This is a genomic window from Acinetobacter sp. TW_SC_4, from assembly GCF_054861205.1.
On sequence record NZ_CM142174.1, the window covers coordinates 1,643,587 to 1,664,173 of the forward strand.

Genomic DNA, 20,587 nt, shown 5'->3' on the forward strand with positions numbered 1-20,587 from the left:
TCGACATGACCGAACGTCAAAGATTTTTAAATAAAGTGGTTATCGTGACCGGTGCTGCCCAAGGTATCGGCCGCGGTGTAGCCATCCAGGCTGCTGCTGAAGGCGCACAGCTAGTATTGGCCGATATTTCCGACTATGTGCAGGAAACCCTGGCAGAAATCGAAGCGGCTGGCGGTGATGCCATCATCGTCAAGGCCAATCTGGAAACCTATGTTGGTGCCGAAGTTGTCATGGCTAAAGCATTAGAGACCTATGGACGTATTGATGTGCTGATCAACAATGTTGGCGGTGCGATCTGGATGAAACCTTTTGAAGAATTTTCTGAAGAAGAAATCATCAAGGAAGTGAACCGTTCATTGTTCCCAACCATGTGGTGTTGCCGTGCAGTGCTACCGCAAATGATCAAGCAGCAGCAAGGCACGATCGTGAATGTGTCATCGATTGCGACCTGCGGGATCCATCGTGCGCCGTATTCGGCTTCCAAAGGTGGCGTAAATGCGCTGACCGCTTCCCTGGCCTTTGCCTATGCCAAAGATGGTATCCGCGTGAATGCAGTGGCAACCGGTGGTACCGAAGCACCGCCACGCAAGATTCCACGCAATGCCAAACCGCTGAGTGAACAGGAAGAACAATGGATGCAGGATGTGGTCGACCAAACCAAGGATCGCAGCCATATGAAACGCTATGGCACGATCCAGGAACAGGTCAACGCCATTCTGTTCCTCGCTTCAGATGAAGCATCGTATATGACTGGAACCGTGGTTCCCGTTGGTGGCGGTGATCAGGGTTAAACCTGATTGCATACAGGTTCATTGACCGCAAGGAGGCAACCGCAATGACACATCTGTTTCAAACCCTGAAGGATGACTGGTCAATTTCAGCCACTGTGGCAGGATTTTTAGCAGTGCTGATTTCCTATTCCGGTCCCCTGATTATTTTTTTCCAGGCGGCCCAGCAGGCGCAGGTCTCGCCTGCCATGATGATTTCATGGATCTGGGGTATTTCCATCGCTGCTGCTATTTCCAGCATTTACCTGTCGGTGAAGTTTAAAGTCCCGGTAGTGATGGCCTGGTCAGCACCAGGAACAGCCCTACTGGTGACCCTGTTTCCTGAAATTTCCCTGAATGAAGCCATTGCCGCCTATATCACCACAGCTGTGGTGTTGTTCGTGATTGGTATTACAGGTTATTTCGACAAATTACTGGCCTTGATTCCACAATCGGTAGCTGCCGGGATGATGGCCGGGATTCTAGTGAATTTTGGACTTGGGCTTTTTACTGCTACCGAAAACATGCCCATCATCGTGACCAGCATGCTGATGGTGTTCCTGATCGCGAAACGCTTTAACCCACGCTATGCCATGCTCTGGGTACTGGGTGTAGGGCTGATCCTGAGTTTGATCTTTGGCAAATTCCAGCCCGTTACCATGAATTTCAGTATTGCTATTCCTCAATTCATCCAACCAGAATGGAGCTGGAATTCTACCCTAAACCTGGCACTCCCGCTGATTCTGGTTAGCCTTTCGGGCCAGTTCCTGCCAGGCATGAGTTTATTAAAGCTGTCTGGTTATAACGTTCCAGCCAAACCGATTATTACCACCGCCAGTATTACCTCACTGATTTTTGCCTGCTTTGGTGCCATCACAACCGTGCTTGGTTCGATTACTGCAGCCCTGTGTATGGGTGCAGATGCGCATGAAGCCAAAGACAAACGTTATATCGCTGGTATCTGTAATGGACTGTTTTACATCCTCGGTGGCCTGTTTGCTGGCAGCATTGTAATGCTGTTTAGCCTGTTTCCAAAAGAACTGGTCGCTGCACTGGCTGGTTTGGCATTACTCGGTGCAATTTCCAGCAACCTGACCGTGGCCATGCAAACCGAAAACCAGCGTGAATCTGCCCTGATTACCTTTCTAGCTACTGCTTCTGGCATGAGCCTGTTGGGCATGAGTTCTGTGGTCTGGGGCATCTGTATCGGCCTGCTGGCGCACTTTGTACTTACCTCAAAGAAATCTTCACCGAAAACAAATTTAGCTTCTGATTCAAAACGTGCCTGAGTGATAGGCAGTAAAGGAAAGATTATGATTGATAAAAGTTCTGCTTCTCTGGTTGAAGCACTTTCACAAATCAAAGACGGTTCCACCATCATGATTGGTGGTTTCGGTACCGCAGGTCAGCCTGCTGAACTGATTGATGGTCTGATTGAGCTGGGCGTGAAAGATCTGGTGATCGTTAACAATAATGCCGGCAATGGTGACTATGGTCTGGCAAAACTGCTAAAGACTGGCGCAGTACGTAAAATCATCTGCTCTTTCCCGCGCCAGTCAGACTCATGGGTCTTTGACGAGCTGTACCGTGCCGGAAAAATCGAGCTGGAACTGGTGCCGCAAGGAAACCTGGCCTGCCGGATTCAGGCTGCAGGTATGGGGCTAGGGCCAATCTACACGCCTACCGGTTTTGGTACCTTGCTGGCGGAAGGCAAGCCTACCCTGAATTATGAAGGCAAAGATTACGTTTTAGAAAATCCAATTAAAGCAGACTTTGCCCTGATCAAGGCGCATAAAGGCGATCGCTGGGGCAATCTGGTTTACCGTAAATCCGCACGTAACTTTGGTCCAATCATGGCGATGGCCGCAGACATTACCATTGCCCAAGTCGCTGAAGTGGTTGAACTCGGTGAGCTGGATCCGGAACACATTATTACCCCGGGCATCTTTGTCCAACACGTTGTCCAAGTACAAACGGCACAGTAATTCAGGAGCAAAATCATGAGCTATATCAAACTGACCCGCGACCAGATTGCTGAACGTGTTGCCCAGGACATTCCTGATGGTACCTATGTCAACCTTGGTATTGGCCTGCCGACCAAGATTGCTAGCTATCTGCCTGCAGACAAGGATGTTTTCCTGCATTCTGAAAATGGCTTGCTAGCTTTTGGCCCGCCACCTGCCAAAGGTGAAGAAGACCCTGAACTGATCAATGCCGGTAAAGAATTTGTGACCATGCTGACTGGCGGTGCTTTTTTCCATCATGGGGATTCTTTTGCGATGATGCGCGGCGGACACTTAGATATCGCAGTTTTGGGTGCTTTCCAAGTCGCTGAAAATGGTGATCTGGCCAACTGGCATACCGGTGCACCCGATGCAATTCCTGCAGTCGGTGGCGCGATGGATCTGGCCGTCGGCGCCAAGAAAGTCTTTATCACTACTGATCACGTCACTAAAAAAGGCGAACCTAAGATTGTGGCTGAACTGACTTATCCTGCGACTGGCCTGAAATGTGTGGACCGCATCTATACTGACCTGTGTGTAATTGATGTCACTCCTGAAGGCATGAAAATCATTGAAAAAGTCGAAGGTCTGTCATTTGAAGAATTGCAGGCATTAACTGGTGCCAAACTGATTGATGCGACTCAATCAAATTAAGGGGAAGTCCCTCCTTTATTAAAGGAGGGATTTAGGGAGGATTTGAGGATTAAAACTACTTCATTAAATCCCTCCCAACCTCCCTTTAAAAAGGGAGGAGTTTTCTTCTTTTAAATATGTGAGCAAATACACAATGAAAAACGCATATATTATCGATGCCATCCGTACCCCATTCGGCCGTTATGCCGGTGGCCTCGCGCCTGTCCGTGCAGATGATTTAGGTGCGCTGCCAATTAAAGCTTTGATGGAACGTAACCCATCGGTAAACTGGGAACAGGTCGATGACGTGATTTATGGCTGTGCCAATCAGGCCGGTGAAGACAATCGTAACGTCGGTCGTATGTCTTCACTACTTGCAGGTCTGCCTTATCAGGTGCCGGCAACGACCGTGAACCGTCTGTGTGGTTCATCGATGGATGCAGTCGCGATGGCAGCACGTGCGATTAAAGCCGGTGAAGCCCATCTGATTATTGCCGGTGGTGTAGAAAGCATGTCGCGTGCCCCATTCGTGATGGGCAAGTCAGAAACAGCGTATGGCCGTAGCCAGAAGATTGAAGACACCACCATGGGCTGGCGTTTTATCAATCCGAAACTGAAAGAAATGTACGGCGTAGAAACCATGCCGCAAACTGCTGAAAATCTGGCAGAACAGTTCAATATCAACCGTGAAGATCAGGACAAGTTTGCTCTGACCAGCCAGCAACGTACCGCAGCAGCGCAGGCCAATGGTTTCTTTGCCAAGGAAATCATTCCTGTGGTGATTCCGCAGCGTAAAGGCGATCCGATCGTTGTCGATACTGATGAACATCCGCGTGCCTCTACCACAGCAGAAGCTCTGGCGAAACTGAAACCTGTGGTGAAAGCAGAGGGGACTGTAACGGCGGGTAATGCTTCTGGTATTAACGATGGTGCGGCTGCCCTGCTGATTGCATCTGATGAAGCTGTTGCTCAGCATGGCTTAAAACCACGTGCCAAAATTATTGGCTCAACCGTTGTAGGTGTTGAACCACGAATCATGGGTTTTGGTCCAGCACCTGCCATCAAGAAATTACTGGTACAAACCGGTCTGACTTTAGAGCAGATGGATGTGATTGAGCTGAATGAAGCTTTTGCTGCTCAGGCACTGGCATGTACCCGTGACTTGGGTATCGAAGACGGTTCAGAGAAAGTCAATCCAAATGGTGGTGCGATTGCTTTGGGTCATCCACTCGGTGCTTCAGGCGCGCGTTTAGTGACGACTGCACTCAACCAGCTGGAACAAACCGGTGGTCAATATGCGCTGTGTTCAATGTGTATTGGTGTCGGTCAAGGTATTGCTTTGATTATTGAACGTGTTTAAAAAATCCCTCCTAACCTCCCTTTCTTGCACAAGGCTTAAGCAGTGCTTATGCCTTGTTCAGGGAGGAACTTTTAGAAGGAAATAAAAGGAATAACAAATGCCAACATTTACATCAAATGATGCCCAGATTAATTACCAGATTTTTGGGGATGCCAACAAACCTGCCTTGGTATTTTCCAACTCACTGGGCACCAAATACAGCATGTGGCAGCCACAGATTGCGCATTTCCAGCAAGATTATTACGTAATCTGCTATGACACCCGTGGTCATGGTGGTTCGGAAGCACCGCAAGGCCCGTATAGCCTGGAGCAGTTGGGTCAGGATATAGTGAATCTTCTGGATCATTTGAACATTGCAAAAGCAGCATTCTGTGGTATTTCTATGGGTGGCTTAACCGGTCAATGGTTAGCGATTCATAAGCCAGAACGTTTTAGCCAGGTGATTGTCTGCAATACTGCAGCCAAAATTGGCCAGGAACAGGCATGGCAAGACCGTGCTGCGCTTGTCCGTGAGCAAGGTCTTGCTCCGATTGCTGCAACTGCGGCATCACGCTGGTTTACCGATCCCTTTATCCAGAGCAACCCGGCAGTCGTTGCAGAACTTTCAAACGACCTCGGAGCTGGCAGCCCAGAAGGCTATGCAAACTGCTGTGAAGCTCTGGCTAAGGCGGATGTCCGCGAACAACTTAGTAGCATTCAAATCCCTGTGCTGATTATTGCGGGTCAGCAGGATCCGGTGACGACTGTTGCAGATGGACAGTTTATGCAGCAACGTATTGCGAATAGCCAGTTGTTTGAAATCAATGCTTCGCATATTTCCAATATTGAACAACCGGAAGCCTTTAATCAGGCAGTACAAACTTTTCTTGCTGCTTAATTCATTCTTATAAAAAAGCCACGATAATTCGTGGCTTTCTTTTATTCGAGTATTTGTTAAGCCCAGATCACCAGCATCGCTGCAATCACCACCAGTACCAAGCCCCAATGCTCGGCACGCGCCAGTTTTTCTTTAAAGAAATAAGCTGAAATCAGCAGACTGAACAGGATTTCGATTTGTCCCAAGGTTTTCACGATTGGCACGCTCATCATACTCATGGCGGTAAACCAGCCGAGGGATGCTATAAAGCTGCAGAAGCTGACTTTAAAGGTTAGACCTAAACGTTGCCACATGGCAACTAAGGTTTTTCGACTAAACAGGCTCAGGTAAATCAGCATACTGATGCACTGGAAACCAATCACCGAAATTAGTACCCATGAAGCGCGATGTACGGTTGGCAACATTGGTAGTTCCAGACTGGCTTCACGTACCAAGAGTGAAGTAATAGCAAAGCTCAAACCGCTGCCGATTCCGATGGCTAAAGTCTTGGTGGATAAGCCGGTCAGCTGATTGCCTTTACTAAGCAAAAACACAGCATAACCACCGATCAGCACCCCGATCCATGCCAGTACAGAAAGATGATCTGATAGAAAAATCACTCCGATAATGGCTGCCAGAATCGCTTCACTTTTTGCCAGTCCAACGCCAATCGCATAATTTTTCTGTTTAAATAGCTGCACCATCAAGGCGGTTGCCAGAATCTGGCTGATACCCGCAATCAGGATATAGATCCAGTACTTCGGGGTAAAATGCACCACACATTCTACCGGTTTGAAGTGGTATAAAGCTGCAATGTAAAGCCCGGCCAGCGGCAAGCCAAACAGGAAACGTGCCAGTGTCACGCCCCAAATATCGACAGTAGTACTGAGCTGTTTTTGAAAGGCATTTCGCCAAGCCTGCATAAATGCAGCCATTAAAGTAAAGAAAATCCAGCTGATTGCCATACCCTGATCATTAGTACCGTAAAAGTGAATTAATTCTATGCCTTAGTACAATCTATGACTAATTAAAAAAGAGATAATGGCTAATAGCTAAAAGTTTAATTTTCTAATTTAGAAATAATTAAAATTTATCAGTCTGATAGGGATAAAATTGATTTCTTAGATTTGAACTATGCTGAAAAAATAAGAAAATAACTCCAGATTCTTGATTAAATTATAATAAAAGACTTTCCTATTCTAAGGGAGCTATATTTGATTCAACAGGATAAACTTTTTCCATTGGAATAAAGCGAATGCCATGTTTGTGAGTAAGTTCACCTGTTTCTACAAAACCAAATTTTTTATAAATATTGAAGCCATATAAACTGGATTTGACTGTGATCCTTTGATGCCCTTGATTACAGATTTGTTCTTCTAAAAAATTCCACATTTGTCGTCCATATCCCTGCCCCTGATAAGCTGGATCCAGAAAAAAGTGCATGAAGTGTGCAGGTTCCATATAGGCCACCACGCCCACAATTTTTTGATTAATTTCTCCAACAAAATAATGAATATCAGCTCGATCAAAAATGGTCTGAAGAATTTTAGGTTGAAAACGCTTGCGTCCCTCTTCACTAGAAATCAAGACATCAACAAATGGGGCAATGACGTTCGCAATTGCTAGTGTGTCCTGAACAGTGGCTTTTCTTATCTTCATCATATTTTAATACCCCAAAAGCAGAACTAAAAAATTAAAAATAATTTATTTTTCAGCATTATGTATGTTTTAAAATTGAGCAAAATATATACCAATTAGGTCTTTTGAAAAACGCGATTCAATCGATTTTTTTCAATAATTTTTGATCTCTAATTTTTTTATAGTTTGCATTATTCAGTTTTTTAAATTAGTGCTCTGTTTTTTTATTTAAGAAAAAAATACATAAATCAGTTCATCAGTTTTTACAGTTCACTCAGCTTTTCTTCTATAAACAGTCACTAAACTATAATTTAATGAATAATCGATCACACGCATTTTACAATTAATCAACATAGTGTTTTTTAAGAAATTTTTATGATGAATTTTTAAACAGGATAAAATTCCGCAATGCAATCTGAATATAAATTATAGAGTTTCAGTAATTCATTGTAATTCATTCATTTTGCAGGGAGTATCGATGAAGTATTTTGAATGTCCAGTTTGCGAACAGCAGATCTTTTTCGCCAAATTCGTATGTGATCACTGCCTTTCTCCTATCGGCTATATCGCATCCGAAAAAGAAATGACGACATTTAAAAAGCTGAATGCTCAGGAGTGGGTTCCCGTTGCCGAAAAGTATCAACATTCCCGTTATAAACCTTGTTATAACTATACCCATCATCAGGTATGTAACTGGATGATCCCTGTAGATGACGAGGAAGATTTTTGTGAATCCTGTCAGCTGACGCATGTGATTCCGAATCTGGAGAATTCTGAGAACATGATTTACTGGTATCGGCTCGAGGAAGCCAAACGCCGTTTTCTGTATCTGACCCAACGTATGAACATTATGCCTCGTCCAAAACATTCGGATGATGATCCGTTGGGTTTGCGTTTTGATTTTCTTCTTCCTGAAAAAGACAAGCCAGTACTTACCGGCCATGCCAATGGTGTGATTACCTTAAATGCCTTCGAGGCCGATGTGGTTTATCGTGAAACCACCCGGGTCAATATGGGTGAAAATTACAGGACATTATTAGGGCATTTTCGTCATGAAAGTGGGCATTTTTATTTTAATGTCATCCAGCACCTACACCCGGAATTACTCGATGAACTTCGCCATTATTTTGGGGATGAGCGGCAAAATTATAGTGAAGCACTCGAGAGGCACTATAATCAGGGTGCACCTATTAACTGGCATGAAAAATATATTAGTCCCTATGCCACCGCACACCCGTGGGAAGACTGGGCTGAAACCTGGTCGCACTATCTGCATATCATGGAAACACTGGAAACAGCATTTTATGCTGGTCTACGCGTGGAAGGTAATGGCCGAAACCTGGCCAGTATGGACTTTAAAGAATGCCCGATTGGTGGACAGGATTTTGAACATATCCTGGAAAACTGGGTCACCCTGACTTTTAACTTGAATGCTTTAAACCGCAGTATGGGTCTGGAAGATGCTTACCCGTTTAAGCTGACTGAAGCTGTGAAAGATAAACTGCGTTTCATTCATCGGCATATATTGGATAAAGTCTTTAATAACCCACGTCTGATTCAGAACTAAAATATTTATCTAACACAATAAATAAAGCCCGTGATTTACGGGCTTTATTTTGGGCTTAATACTATTTCAATAAATTAAGCGATACTCTTAGCTTACCAAAAGCATCGCTATCTCATCTAAATGAACTTAAACCAGTTCTACCGCAATCGCTGTTGCTTCACCGCCACCAATACATAGCGCTGCAATACCTTTTTTGCCGCCAGTACGTTTCAAGGCATGAATCAGGGTCACAATGATACGAGAACCTGAAGAGCCCAGTGGATGACCTAGAGCACAAGCACCGCCATTAATATTCACTTTGGCAGGATCCAGTTCAAAGGCATCAATCGCTGCCATGGTCACCATCGCGAAAGCTTCATTAATTTCCCATAGATCCACATCAGCTGCATTCCAGCCAGTTTTCTTCAGTACTTTTTCAATTGCGCCCACCGGTGCAATCGTGAATTCTGATGGATGTTGTGAATGGCTGGCATAAGCCAGAATATTCGCTAGAGGTTTCAGGTTACGCTGTGCTGCAATCTCGCTCGATGTTACAACCAGTGCGGAAGCACCATCGGAAATTGAACTGGCATTAGCCGCAGTAATCGTACCGTCTTTTTTAAATGCCGGACGTAAAGATGGGATTTTGTCTGCTTTGGCATTCAGTGGCTGTTCATCCTGCTCAACCACCACATCGCCTTTACGCGTGCTGACTGTAACTGGCACGATTTCATCTTTGAAGAAGCCCTGCTGAACAGCAGTCACGGCTTTATTTAAAGAGCCAATCGCATAATCATCCTGTTGTTCACGAGTATAGCCTTTCTTGTCCGCCATTTCTTGTGCCAGGATGCCCATAGATAGACCAGTTTCAGCATCTTCCAGGCCTTCCTGGAACATATGGTCAATGACTTTTCCATGCCCCATACGGAATCCGGCCCGTGCCTTGTCCATTAAATAGGGTGCGTTTGACATCGATTCCATACCACCTGCAACCACAATCTCTGCTGAACCGGCCTTGATTGCGTCTGCTGCTTGCATCACCGCCTTCATGCCTGAACCACAAATTTTATTAATCGTGGTCGCCCCGGTGGAATCCAGTAGACCCGCCTGACGCATGGCCTGACGTGCCGGACCCTGTTTTAAACCGGCAGGAAGAACGCAACCCATGATCACTTCATCAATATCATTGGCTGCCAGACCTGCACGCGCTACCGCTTCCTTGATCACTACAGCACCCAAATCTGGTGCCGTACAGCTTGAAAGTGAGCCTTGAAAACCACCCATCGCGGTACGTACAGCTTCTACAATTACAATCATTCTAATTTCATCCTTTAACATCATTGTTATCAACACTGCAAAGTGATAGCTCTACAGTGTTTGTCCTTCGCAATATTTGCGGGTTTAGGCTTGTGCAGTGAAATATTCTTCTGGCAATTGCATCACCAGCTCTGCACCTGCCTGAATGCGTTGAATTCTCGCACTCAAATCCGGGAGTACTTTAGCAATATAGTAATTTGCCAGTACCAGTTTATTCTGGAAATAGCTCTCTTCTTTGGTAGCCGCCGCTTTGCTGATACGTGCATACATATAGACGAAGCTCAGCAGACCTACAGCGTGCAGATAATCAACAGCAATGGAGTTGGCGAAATCAGGATTCTGCTGAGACTGCTCAACAATAAAATTGGTAATATCTTCCAGTTGCTGACAGGTATCTAAGGTTGCCTTTTTAATCATTAAGGCATCATCCAGACCTTGGGCAAAATCGCGAATTTCCGCGATATATTCTGCAATATAAGCACCTTTACATTTTGTGGTTTTACGGCCAATCAGATCAATCGCCTGCACGCCATTGGTCCCTTCATAGATCTGTGAAATGCGCAGGTCACGGATACATTGTTCCATGCCCCATTCACGAATATAACCATGACCACCGAAGCACATTTGTGCTTCAAGTGCAGCATCCAGTGCTTTATCGGTGAGGTAAGCTTTGGCTATAGGCGTTAATAAAGCTACACGATCGGTTGCTTTACGCACTGCCTCTGGATCAGTGGAGTATTTGGTAATATCCAGCTGCTGGCCGACATAAACTGCGAAAGCACGTGAAGCTTCATTATTGGCACGTACATTCAGCAGCATACGGCGTACATCACCATGAACCAGAATTGAATCGGCTGGTTTTTCTGGTGATTTTGCACCAGTCGATGCACGGCCCTGTAAACGGTCGGTCGCATATTGGGCTGCATTCTGATAAGCAAATTCTGCCGCGCCAATGCCTTGAATCCCCATCGACAAACGTTCGTAGTTCATCATCACGAACATGCCCGCCAGACCTTCATTTTCATTACCCACCATATAGCCTTTGGCACCATCAAAGTTCATGACACAGGTTGCTGAGCCTTTAATTCCCATTTTATGTTCGATTGAACCGGCAGATACTGCATTACGCTCACCTAGTGAACCATCGGCATTGACCAGAAATTTCGGCACAATAAACAGGGAAATACCACGTGAACCTGCTGGTGCATTCGGAGTTTTTGCCAGCACCAGATGAATGATATTTTCACTCAGATCATGCTCACCGCTGGTAATGAAGATTTTGGTCCCGGTAATGTTGTATGAACCATCTTCGTTTGGTTCAGCCTTGGTCTTGATAATGCCCAGATCTGTCCCTGAATGCGGTTCAGTCAGACACATCGTACCTGACCATTCACCCGTATAGAATTTTGGCAAATAGGTTTCTTTCTGTTCCTGCGAAGCACGGTCATTGATCGCCATGCCAGCACCGACAGTTAACAGCGGGTAAAGCATGAAAGAGGGATTGGTACTCCAGATCATTTCGTCTGCAAGTACAGTCAGCATTTTTGGCATGCCCTGACCGCCCCATTCTTCAGGCGCGCCCAGCCCTACCCAGCCGCCTTCAGCAAACTGCTTAAAAGCTTCCTTAAAGCCTGCAGGTGTTTTGACTTCACCATTACTAAACTGAGCACCACCTTCTTCATCTGCAGGGCGGTTCAGATCAAGAATCACATTCTTGGAAAACTTGGCCATCTCCTCCAGAATTGCATTTGCAGTTGCCATATCTAAATGTGCAAGATTTTCATTATCTTGCCAAAATTGTTCGGCCTGAAACACATCATTTAAAATAAATTCCATGTCTTTTAGTGGCGCATTATAAATAGGCATTTTTACATTCCTTCACTGGTGATACTCAATCCTGTTACTGAGTATTTTTTCATTATGGATTCGAGAAAATATTTTGAGGCTTTTTGCTCAAATCCATGCATGTCATTCATAAATCAGCGATATAAAATTTGAAATCAAAAATTTTATACCTTTGGTATTTACTGAATCCTTAAAACTTAAATCCATTAATAAATGAAAAATTTAAGCTGTTAAAATGACTCTGGCTTCACTGCGCTAAACCTTGTCTAGTCTAGGTTTAAAACGAAAATATAATTCAGCTTTATGCCTTAAAACCATAAATCAAATATATTGAAAATGGAATTTTATTTAACAAAGTTGATCTCAAGGGTTCAATTTTCTTGACAATATTTTTAATGCAGCTGTATATGACTTTTTTCTACAAGAAATGTTGAATAAATATACAAATTTAGATAAATATCACGACCTTAGTTTTATAGCTATACCTGCGAAAATAGCATATTCTTAGTAGGTTCCTTTTCGAAAATGATGAGTCAAGAAGATGACGACTGTAAGACAGCAGAACTTCCTTCTTCGTAAAGAGAAGATCCTGAGCATGGCAGAAAGTCTACTGCTTGATAATAATCAGGACATCACCTTGAGTGAACTTGCTGAAGAACTGGACATCGCCAAAGGAACCATCTACAAGCATTTTAAAAGCAAAAACCAGTTATATTTAGAACTCATCATTCTGAATGAAAAAAGAATTCTGGCAATTTCCGATAAATATAATAATGATATTAAAAATTATGTTTCGCAATATATGCTTTATCACATGCTCAATTCAAACCGGACTATTTTGCTGCATGTCATTGAAGAGCGTTTAACCAATAATGAAAAAAACCTGAAAGAGTTATTTCAGGAACTCTATCGTATTCGTGAAGAACGGATTATCCGCATTAAAGATATGACCCATGATTATCTGGTATCTTTAGACAGTGCCATGTCAATCCGGGATTATTTATCTTATATCTGGACAGTCACTTATGGCGCTTCATTATTATTAAATTCGACCAGTTATCAAAAAGCGATTGGTTCACGTGAACGCCTGATTAAGCTATATATTAATCAGGCATTGATGACGCCAGATAAAATATCGGCAGTTTCATAAAAAATGCCTAATCATGATTAGGCATTTTAAAATTATTTTTTAAATGGCAAATATCAAGCCATAGTTTCAGGCGGAAAGCCATCTTCAGTTAATGCCGCGATAATCTCAGATTCGCTTGCACTCGATTCAACTTCCACCATTTTGCTGACTACATCAACATTGACTTTAGCATTTTCATCCAGCTCCTGAATGGTTGCAGTCACACTACGTGCACAACCACCACAAGTCATATTTTCAATACGGAATTTCATCTTGATCTCCCTTTGATCAGTTTAAATTTGGGTTAAGCGAATTTTAATTCAAGGCTATTGATCTGCTTTGATAGCCGTATGTGCAGTTTTCCCATGTGACACACCCTGCTCAATCTGTTTCAGAATCTGACAGTCAGATTGCTCATCTCCAGCACACTGTGCAACCGATTGCTGCAAAATTTTCATCATGTTTTGCATGTCCGCAATTTTCTGTTGCAGTAACTCGATATGCTTTTGCGCCAACTGTTTGACATCACTGCTGTGTCTGGCATCGTTCAGCCACAGGCCGAGCAATTCTTTCATCTGTTCAGAAGAAAAACCCAGTTCACGCGCATGCTGAATAAAACTTAAAGTCTTGATGTCATCGTCACTATAGATACGATAACCCGAATCGCTACGTTTAGGATTGGGTAATAAACCGATATCTTCATAATAACGGATCATTTTGGCCGAGATCCCGGAGCGTTTCGCGGCCTGTCCAATATTCATTACACTGCCTCCTTCAACTGGATCGGCTGATAAGTCTTTAAACGAAGCGCATTGCTGACCACAAAAACTGAGGATAATGCCATCGCGCCTGCTGCAAACATCGGTGATAACAAAATACCGAAGAATGGATACAACAGACCGGCAGCAATCGGAATCAAGGCAATATTATAGACAAAGGCCCAGAACAGGTTCTGTTTAATATTGCGCATGGTCGCCTGACTCAGGCCAATACCGGTTGCCACATGCTGTAAATTTCCAGACATCAGCACCACGTCTGCTGCTTCGATTGCGACATCCGTACCAGTTCCTATTGCCATTCCAACATCGGCCTGAGCCAAAGCAGGTGCATCATTAATCCCGTCACCGACAAAAGTGACGATGCCATGTTGCTGTTGGAGTTGGCGTACCGCATCGACTTTTTCATTAGGCAGAACTTCAGCAATGACATGATCAATCTTCAACTGTCTGGCAATGGCCTGTGCAGTATGCTGGTTATCACCGGTGATCATGGCAATCTTTAAGCCTTGATCATGTAAGGCTTGAATCGCACTATAGGTTGTGGCTTTAATCGGATCAGCCACAGCAATAATGGCAGCCAACTGCTGATCTATCGCGACATATAAAGGCGTGCGTCCCTGCTCGCCTAACTGTTGTGCTTTCTCTTTAAAAATATCGACACTTAAGCCCAATTGCTGCATCAGGCGTTCTGCGCCAATATGAATTTGCTGACCTGAAACTTGAGCTTTCACGCCTGCACCAGTGATTGAATCAAAATCACTGACTTCAGGTAGTGGCAACTGTTGTGCTTTCGCAGCTTCCACAATCGCATGAGCAATGGGATGTTCGGATTTGGCTTCCACTGCTGCGACCATTTGCAATACTATTTGCTGCTCAAAACCAGATGTCACTGCAAAATCGGTTAGGGCTGGTTTCCCTTCAGTTAAGGTTCCGGTTTTATCCACCGCCACAACTCTGGTTTGCTGCAAGAGTTGCAATGCTTCGCCTTTACGGAACAAGACACCCAGCTCTGCTGCCCGGCCGGTGCCGACCATAATAGATGTTGGCGTAGCCAGGCCCATTGCACAAGGACAGGCAATAATCAGTACTGCAACAGCATTGACCAGTGCATAAGTCAGATTCGGTTCAGGACCCAACAGGAACCAGACAATAAAAGTCAAAGTCGCGAGCAGCATCACAGCCGGTACAAACCATAAGGTCACTTTATCGACTGCCGCCTGAATGGGAAGCTTTGCGCCTTGTGCCTGTTCCACCATATGAATAATCTGAGCTAGAACTGAATCTTGTCCGACTGCTGTCGCCTTGATCTGCAAGGTGCCATTCTGATTTACCGTTCCGCCAATCACCCGATCTCCAGCCTGTTTAGCCACCGCTAAAGGTTCACCGCTGATCATGGCTTCATCGATATAACTTTGACCAGAAACGACTTCACCATCAACTGCGACTTTCTCACCCGGACGAATCTCGATCAGCATGCCCTGCTGTACATCAGCAATTTTCAGATCAACCCAGGTTCCATTTTGCTGTACTCGAGCAGTTTTTGGCTGCAAGCCAACCAGATATTGAATCGCTTCAGAGGTTTTACCTTTGGCTCTGGCTTCCAGATAACGCCCCAGTAAGATCAAAGCAACAATCACCGCTGCTGCTTCGAAATACACATGCACAGTGCTTTGCGGCAATAATTGCGGAAAGAAGGTGGAAATACAGGAAAATCCATAAGCGGCTATTGTTCCCACGGCAACCAGAGAATTCATATCGGGGGCCAGTCGGAATAATGCCGGAATCCCATGCTGATAAAACCGCCGTCCTGGAATCAGCAGAACCAGAGTGGTCAGCACAAACTGGATATACCAGCTGTTTTGGGTACCTAGCGTATGTGCAATCCAGTGATGAAAAGCCGGAATCAGATGTGAACCCATTTCCAGAATAAACACCGGAACAGCCAGAATTAGTGCTAACCATAAGTCACGTTTTAGCTGTTCAGTTTCAGCGGTTTTCTTTTCCTGAAATGCCGTCTGGGCATCGGTAGCCTGTGTATCTAATTTTACATGGGCGTTATACCCAGCTTTTTTGACAGCAGCAATTAAAGCTGGAAGCTGACTACGTGGCGCCTTGACCCAAGCGGTTTCAGTAGCGAGATTGACGTGTGCTTCACTTACCTGATCGACTTTTAATAAAGCCTTTTCTACACGTGCCACACAGGAGGCACAGGTCATTCCTTCAATAGCCAGTTCAATTCGGTCGGTTTGAATATCAAAGCCAGCTTTTTGTACCGCCTTAACCAGTTGGGAAACAGCGAGAGGACGAATTGCAGTGACATGAGCTTTTTCGGTTGCCAGATTAACCTGCGCATCTAGTACCTGATCGACTTTTTTCAAGGCTTTTTCAACACGAGCTACACAAGAGGCACAGGTCATGCCTTCAATATTTAAATCAAACTGCTGGATCACGGCTTCAAAACCGGTTTTATTGATAGCATTAACGAGTTGCGTTGCAGGAATGGGTTGTTCACTTTTTAAAAAAGCTTGTTCAGTGGAGAGATTGACGTTCGCTTCCACCACACCTTCAATTTTCTTTAAGGCTTTTTCCACACGTGCGACACAAGAGGCACAGGTCATTCCTGAAATCTGTACCTGCTGTTCGTACAACTGTGTGGTTGCTGGTTTATTCATTCTGCGCTCTCCATTCACCCATTCACTGCCTATGCTATAGCTTAAACATTACCATAATGGGAAGGTCAAGCTTCTGGTTTAAATTCTTGATCTTTCATTATATGAAGGCATAAAGTCCAATAAAAAAGCCCAAAGATGACTTCAGGCTTTTTCGAGATTTAGTGAAACTAATTTGTTAAATATTTACTCAGCAGAAATATCTTCAAAAAGAATTGAAGATAAATAGCGCTCACCACCATCTGGCAGAATCACCACGATATTTTTGCCTGCATTTTCAGGACGTGCAGCCAGTTGCGCAGCTGCAGCCATTGCAGCACCACTTGAAATACCCACCAAGATGCCTTCTTGAGTCGCAGTTTTACGTGCCCATTCCACTGCATCGCTACTAGTAATGGCAATCACTTCATCTACCAGATCCAGATCCAGGTTCTTTGGAATAAAGTTCGCGCCAATACCCTGAATTTTATGTGGTCCTGGAGTGAGTGTCTCACCACGTTTTGCTTGACCAATAATGGCAGATTCAGCAGGCTCTACAGCAACTGAATAAATCGGCTTGTTTTTCACTTTTTCAAAAAAGCGTGAAATACCGGTAATCGTACCGCCTGTACCTACACCCGCTACCAGAATATCGACATTACCTGCAGTCGCTTCCCAGATTTCAGGACCGGTCGTCTCTTCATGGATTTTTGGGTTAGCTGGATTTTCAAACTGTTGTGGCAGGTAATACAGTTCAGGATTTTCATTCACCAGACGTTGTGCTTCTTCCACCGCGCCTTTCATGCCTTTGGCTGGATCTGTCAGTACTAAATTAGCACCTAATGCTTTCACCACTTTACGGCGTTCAATACTCATGCTGGATGGCATGGTTAAGGTAATATCATAGCCTTTAGCCGCTGCTACAAATGCCAGCGCAATACCGGTATTACCACTGGTTGGCTCAACAATGTGCATGCCCGGCTTCAATTTACCTGACTTTTCTGCATCAGCAATCAAGGCTGCGCCAATACGGCATTTCACCGAAAATGCCGGGTTACGGCTTTCAATTTTCGCAAGTACAGTCGCTCCGCCTGAAATGACACGATTGATACGAACCAGAGGGGTATTACCAATTGCCTCTGCATTATTGCTATAAACCGCGATACCTAAATTGGCAGGTGTTGGAAAAGCTGAATCTGTAGTCATTAGAATATCCTTGATGTTATTCGCCAAGATGTATTTACATGATACAAGCATTTTCCGGCTTTGTAGATGCCTGAAACAAGATGGAATCACGATAGCAGTTTGAAATGAAACATCTTCTTCCTAAAAAACCGGAACACGATAAAATTATCTTATATTTTAATTAGTAAATTATAACTATTCTTGATAACACAATTCATTAAAAACCATAGTAATTCACGCTTTCTATCCATCAATTCACGCTGTTCGAGTCGTATAATTCGCGGGCTGTAATTGTATAAATGGACATAGTAAATGAAAACCGATCTTGAAATTGCCGCGATGCGGGATTCAGCTCAACAGGTTGTCGGTATTTTAAAGTTAATGGCCAATACGGACCGACTGCTCATTTTATGTCATCTCTCCCAAAATGAACTGAATGTCTCTCAAATTGAAGAGATTACCGACATCAGACAGCCAACCCTGTCTCAGCAGCTCATGATTTTGCGTAAAAGCGATGCGGTAAATACCCGTCGAGACGGTAAACAGATCTATTATTCGATCAAAGACCAGAACCTGGTAGAAATGTTAAAAAAGCTTTATCAAATCTACTGTGTAAATCAAGCAGTCGCTTAAAGCTGCAATTTACCTCATTCGTCCTGTTTTATTTTAAAGCGATCTGCCTGATTTAAATTTTCTCTACTGAGAGTTTTAAGTCTTTTGTCTTGATCCTTTGTCCTCTCATTCATTTTTTAAAATGTGAATGATCACCTATTTATATCCTAAGACTTCTTAGCAGAATTTATGCATAATATATCTATATTTGTGATTTAGACCTGTATATGCCAAATTTTAAGTCTAGACTGCTCAATAGACTCCCTGCCTGGTCATGGTTAAGTCAGTACAGCCCAGTGAAATTAAAATCAGATGTACTGGCTGCCCTGATTGTCGTCGCGATGCTGGTACCCCAAGGGATGGCCTATGCCATGCTGGCAGGTTTGCCGCCGATTATGGGACTCTATGCCAGTATTCTACCAATGATCATTTATGCCTTATTGGGCGGCAGTACGACCTTATCGATTGGACCAGTAGCCATCATTTCCATGATGACCTTTGCCACACTGAATCCATTATTTGAAGTGGGTTCTCCGGTCTATATTGAAGCGGCAACTTTATTGGCATTGATGGTCGGCATTATTTCCCTGCTTTTAGGTGTATTCCGTTTCGGCTTTTTAATTCAGCTGATCAGCCATCCGGTCATTCAGAGTTTTATTATCGCTTCGGCTCTATTGATTGCTTTTGGTCAGTTCAAGTTTCTGGTGGATTTACCTTTAAAAGCCAATAATATTCCCGAGCTGGTGAAAAGCCTGATTGAATATTTACCACTTTTGCATCTCCCGAGTCTGATCTTTGGCCTGCTTTCTATCGGTTTACTGGTTTATCTGCCGAAACTATTAAAATCTCAAGCAGTACAAAGCCGGATCGGTTCGACTGATTTTCTGGTTCGAGCAGTTCCACTGATTCTGGTTTTTCTCGGTATTGCAGCCGTTCTGTTTTTAGACTTAAAAGTTCAAGGCATTAAAACGGTCGGTGAAATTCCTTCTGGCTTTCCGCCCTTGTCTTTCCCACACTGGAACTGGGAGCTGGTGATGACCTTATTACCGGGTGCCAGCATGATTGCCATGATCAGTTTTGTGGAATCTCTCTCTATTGCTCAGGCAACAGCGCTACAGCAGCGTAGCAATTTAAATAGCAACCAAGAACTGATTGCGCTCGGTGTAGCCAATATCAGTGCCGGAATCAGTTCCGCCTTTCCTGTAACCGGTAGTCTGTCACGTACTGTGGTTAATGCTGACGCTGGCGCCAAAACACCTTTGGCTGGCGTATTGTCTTCTTTATTGATTGTCGTGGTCAGTCTGTTCTTTACCAGCTTCTTTGAGGATCTACCACTGACCATTCTGGCTGCAACCATTATTGTATCTATCTGGAAACTGGTCAATTTCCAGCCTTTCGTCGATGCCTGGCGTTATTCCAAAGCTGACGGCATTGCCATGTGGATTACCTTTTTTGGTGTGGTATTACTGGATATCACCACTGGCCTGATCGTCGGGATTATTTCGACCTTTATTCTTATGCTATGGCGCATCAGCCGTCCTCATATTGCTGTTGTGGGTCTGGTCGAAGGCACCCAGCATTTCCGGAATATCCAGCGTCATCAGGTGATGACTTCTGATCGGGTACTGTCTCTGCGTATTGATGAAAATCTAAGTTTTTTAAATGCGCATACTTTAAAAGGTTATCTGATTAATCAGTTAAGTTTAAATGACAAGTTAGAGCATGTGATTTTGAACTGCTCCAGTATCAGTGCGATTGACTTGAGTGCTTTGGAAACGCTGGAAGAGCTCAATGCTGAATTGTCTAAACTGAATATTCGCTTGCATTTTGCAGAAGTGAAAGGCCCGGTATTCGACCGTTTGCAGGCCTCCAAACTCATGACACATTTGAGTGGACAGATTTATCTGACCCATTTTCAGGCGATTCAGGATCTGGCACCGGAAATTTTCGAAAAGCCTCAGCATTATATGATTTAAGATTTTTCAATTCTTTGCATGATAGACATGCTGTCATGCAAAGAATTCAACTGAAATATAACTGGAAATGATTGATTTAAATTCTATATTCATCTAAAAAATAAAGATTAAAAACCGATCAGTAAATCTGGCCAATTCTAAGAATTTTGTATGGAAATAATACGATCAAGATAAAAAACCATCTTGATTATTTATTAATTTTCAGTCACTTAAATATTATCTAAAAATATATTTTAAGCGATCCTTAATTTAAGTATAAAATAACGCAAATTTTTTTCGCATTTAGCCCTCGT

At 43.9% G+C, this 20,587-nt stretch carries 18 protein-coding genes; 10 read left to right on the forward strand and 8 right to left on the reverse strand.

From position 1 onward, the window contains the following. Positions 1–5 precede the first annotated feature (5 nt). The 6 genes from benD (at position 6) to pcaD (ending at position 5,640) form a co-directional block, all read left to right on the forward strand. Positions 6–791, forward strand: coding sequence for a benzoate diol dehydrogenase BenD (benD, locus tag ACWM1W_RS07870; protein ID WP_104426106.1), 786 nt, complete (start codon positions 6–8; stop codon positions 789–791). Positions 792–835: 44 nt separating this feature from the next. After that, positions 836–2,056 (forward strand): benzoate/H(+) symporter BenE, encoded by a 1,221-nt coding sequence (gene benE, locus ACWM1W_RS07875; RefSeq protein ID WP_395521596.1) that lies wholly within the window; start codon positions 836–838, stop codon positions 2,054–2,056. Between the two features lie 24 nt (positions 2,057–2,080). Then, positions 2,081–2,752 carry a 3-oxoacid CoA-transferase subunit A gene (locus ACWM1W_RS07880; protein ID WP_175967690.1) on the forward strand — a complete coding sequence of 224 codons (672 nt, stop codon included), beginning with the start codon at positions 2,081–2,083 and terminating at the stop codon, positions 2,750–2,752. Between the two features lie 15 nt (positions 2,753–2,767). After that, the gene (locus tag ACWM1W_RS07885; RefSeq protein WP_175967692.1) at positions 2,768–3,424 is read left to right on the forward strand and encodes a 3-oxoacid CoA-transferase subunit B; all 657 of its coding nucleotides are present in this window, start codon (positions 2,768–2,770) and stop codon (positions 3,422–3,424) included. A 133-nt stretch (positions 3,425–3,557) separates the two neighbouring features. Continuing rightward, positions 3,558–4,763 carry a 3-oxoadipyl-CoA thiolase gene (pcaF, locus tag ACWM1W_RS07890; protein ID WP_175967694.1) on the forward strand — a complete coding sequence of 402 codons (1,206 nt, stop codon included), beginning with the start codon at positions 3,558–3,560 and terminating at the stop codon, positions 4,761–4,763. 97 nt (positions 4,764–4,860) lie between these two features. After that, on the forward strand, positions 4,861–5,640 hold the full coding sequence (pcaD, locus tag ACWM1W_RS07895) for a 3-oxoadipate enol-lactonase (protein ID WP_175967696.1): 780 nt from the start codon (positions 4,861–4,863) through the stop codon (positions 5,638–5,640). A 56-nt stretch (positions 5,641–5,696) separates the two neighbouring features. Here pcaD and ACWM1W_RS07900 read toward each other — a convergent pair whose 3' ends face one another. Both ACWM1W_RS07900 and ACWM1W_RS07905 read right to left on the reverse strand, forming a co-directional pair. Next, entirely contained in the window at positions 5,697–6,584 is an 888-nt protein-coding gene (locus ACWM1W_RS07900) for a DMT family transporter (protein WP_175967699.1), read from the reverse strand. Between the two features lie 229 nt (positions 6,585–6,813). Beyond that, on the reverse strand, positions 6,814–7,278 hold the full coding sequence (locus ACWM1W_RS07905; RefSeq protein ID WP_175968213.1) for a GNAT family N-acetyltransferase: 465 nt from the start codon (positions 7,276–7,278) through the stop codon (positions 6,814–6,816). 457 nt (positions 7,279–7,735) lie between these two features. Here ACWM1W_RS07905 and ACWM1W_RS07910 point away from each other — a divergent pair, with 457 nt between their 5' ends. Continuing rightward, on the forward strand, positions 7,736–8,824 hold the full coding sequence (locus ACWM1W_RS07910) for a zinc-binding metallopeptidase family protein (RefSeq protein ID WP_175967701.1): 1,089 nt from the start codon (positions 7,736–7,738) through the stop codon (positions 8,822–8,824). A 126-nt stretch (positions 8,825–8,950) separates the two neighbouring features. Here the strand turns inward: ACWM1W_RS07910 and ACWM1W_RS07915 are convergent, their stop codons facing one another. Both ACWM1W_RS07915 and ACWM1W_RS07920 read right to left on the reverse strand, forming a co-directional pair. Beyond that, complete coding sequence (locus ACWM1W_RS07915) at positions 8,951–10,126, reverse strand: thiolase family protein (RefSeq protein WP_175968215.1); 1,176 nt, start codon at positions 10,124–10,126, stop codon at positions 8,951–8,953. A 78-nt stretch (positions 10,127–10,204) separates the two neighbouring features. Next, complete coding sequence (locus ACWM1W_RS07920; RefSeq protein WP_175967703.1) at positions 10,205–11,986, reverse strand: acyl-CoA dehydrogenase C-terminal domain-containing protein; 1,782 nt, start codon at positions 11,984–11,986, stop codon at positions 10,205–10,207. 520 nt (positions 11,987–12,506) lie between these two features. Here ACWM1W_RS07920 and ACWM1W_RS07925 point away from each other — a divergent pair. Next, positions 12,507–13,115 (forward strand): TetR/AcrR family transcriptional regulator, encoded by a 609-nt coding sequence (locus tag ACWM1W_RS07925; protein WP_005235816.1) that lies wholly within the window; start codon positions 12,507–12,509, stop codon positions 13,113–13,115. Positions 13,116–13,168: 53 nt separating this feature from the next. Here ACWM1W_RS07925 and ACWM1W_RS07930 read toward each other — a convergent pair whose 3' ends face one another. From ACWM1W_RS07930 to cysK, 4 genes are all read right to left on the reverse strand, one after another. Then, positions 13,169–13,366 (reverse strand): heavy-metal-associated domain-containing protein, encoded by a 198-nt coding sequence (locus ACWM1W_RS07930; RefSeq protein WP_125278609.1) that lies wholly within the window; start codon positions 13,364–13,366, stop codon positions 13,169–13,171. A 54-nt stretch (positions 13,367–13,420) separates the two neighbouring features. Further along, complete coding sequence (gene cueR / locus ACWM1W_RS07935) at positions 13,421–13,855, reverse strand: Cu(I)-responsive transcriptional regulator (RefSeq protein WP_159122916.1); 435 nt, start codon at positions 13,853–13,855, stop codon at positions 13,421–13,423. Then, a complete protein-coding gene (locus tag ACWM1W_RS07940) occupies positions 13,855–16,545 on the reverse strand; it encodes a heavy metal translocating P-type ATPase (protein WP_395521597.1) in 2,691 nt (896 codons plus the stop codon). The genes cueR and ACWM1W_RS07940 overlap by 1 nt, the downstream gene beginning before the upstream one ends. Before the next feature lie 183 nt (positions 16,546–16,728). Further along, the gene (gene cysK / locus ACWM1W_RS07945) at positions 16,729–17,727 is read right to left on the reverse strand and encodes a cysteine synthase A (protein ID WP_175967709.1); all 999 of its coding nucleotides are present in this window, start codon (positions 17,725–17,727) and stop codon (positions 16,729–16,731) included. Between the two features lie 291 nt (positions 17,728–18,018). Between cysK and ACWM1W_RS07950 the strand changes: the two genes are divergently transcribed. Beyond that, positions 18,019–18,339 (forward strand): ArsR/SmtB family transcription factor, encoded by a 321-nt coding sequence (locus ACWM1W_RS07950; RefSeq protein ID WP_104426093.1) that lies wholly within the window; start codon positions 18,019–18,021, stop codon positions 18,337–18,339. A gap of 206 nt (positions 18,340–18,545) precedes the next feature. Next, a complete protein-coding gene (locus tag ACWM1W_RS07955; protein ID WP_180053228.1) occupies positions 18,546–20,294 on the forward strand; it encodes a SulP family inorganic anion transporter in 1,749 nt (582 codons plus the stop codon). The last annotated feature ends 293 nt before the right edge of the window (positions 20,295–20,587 follow it).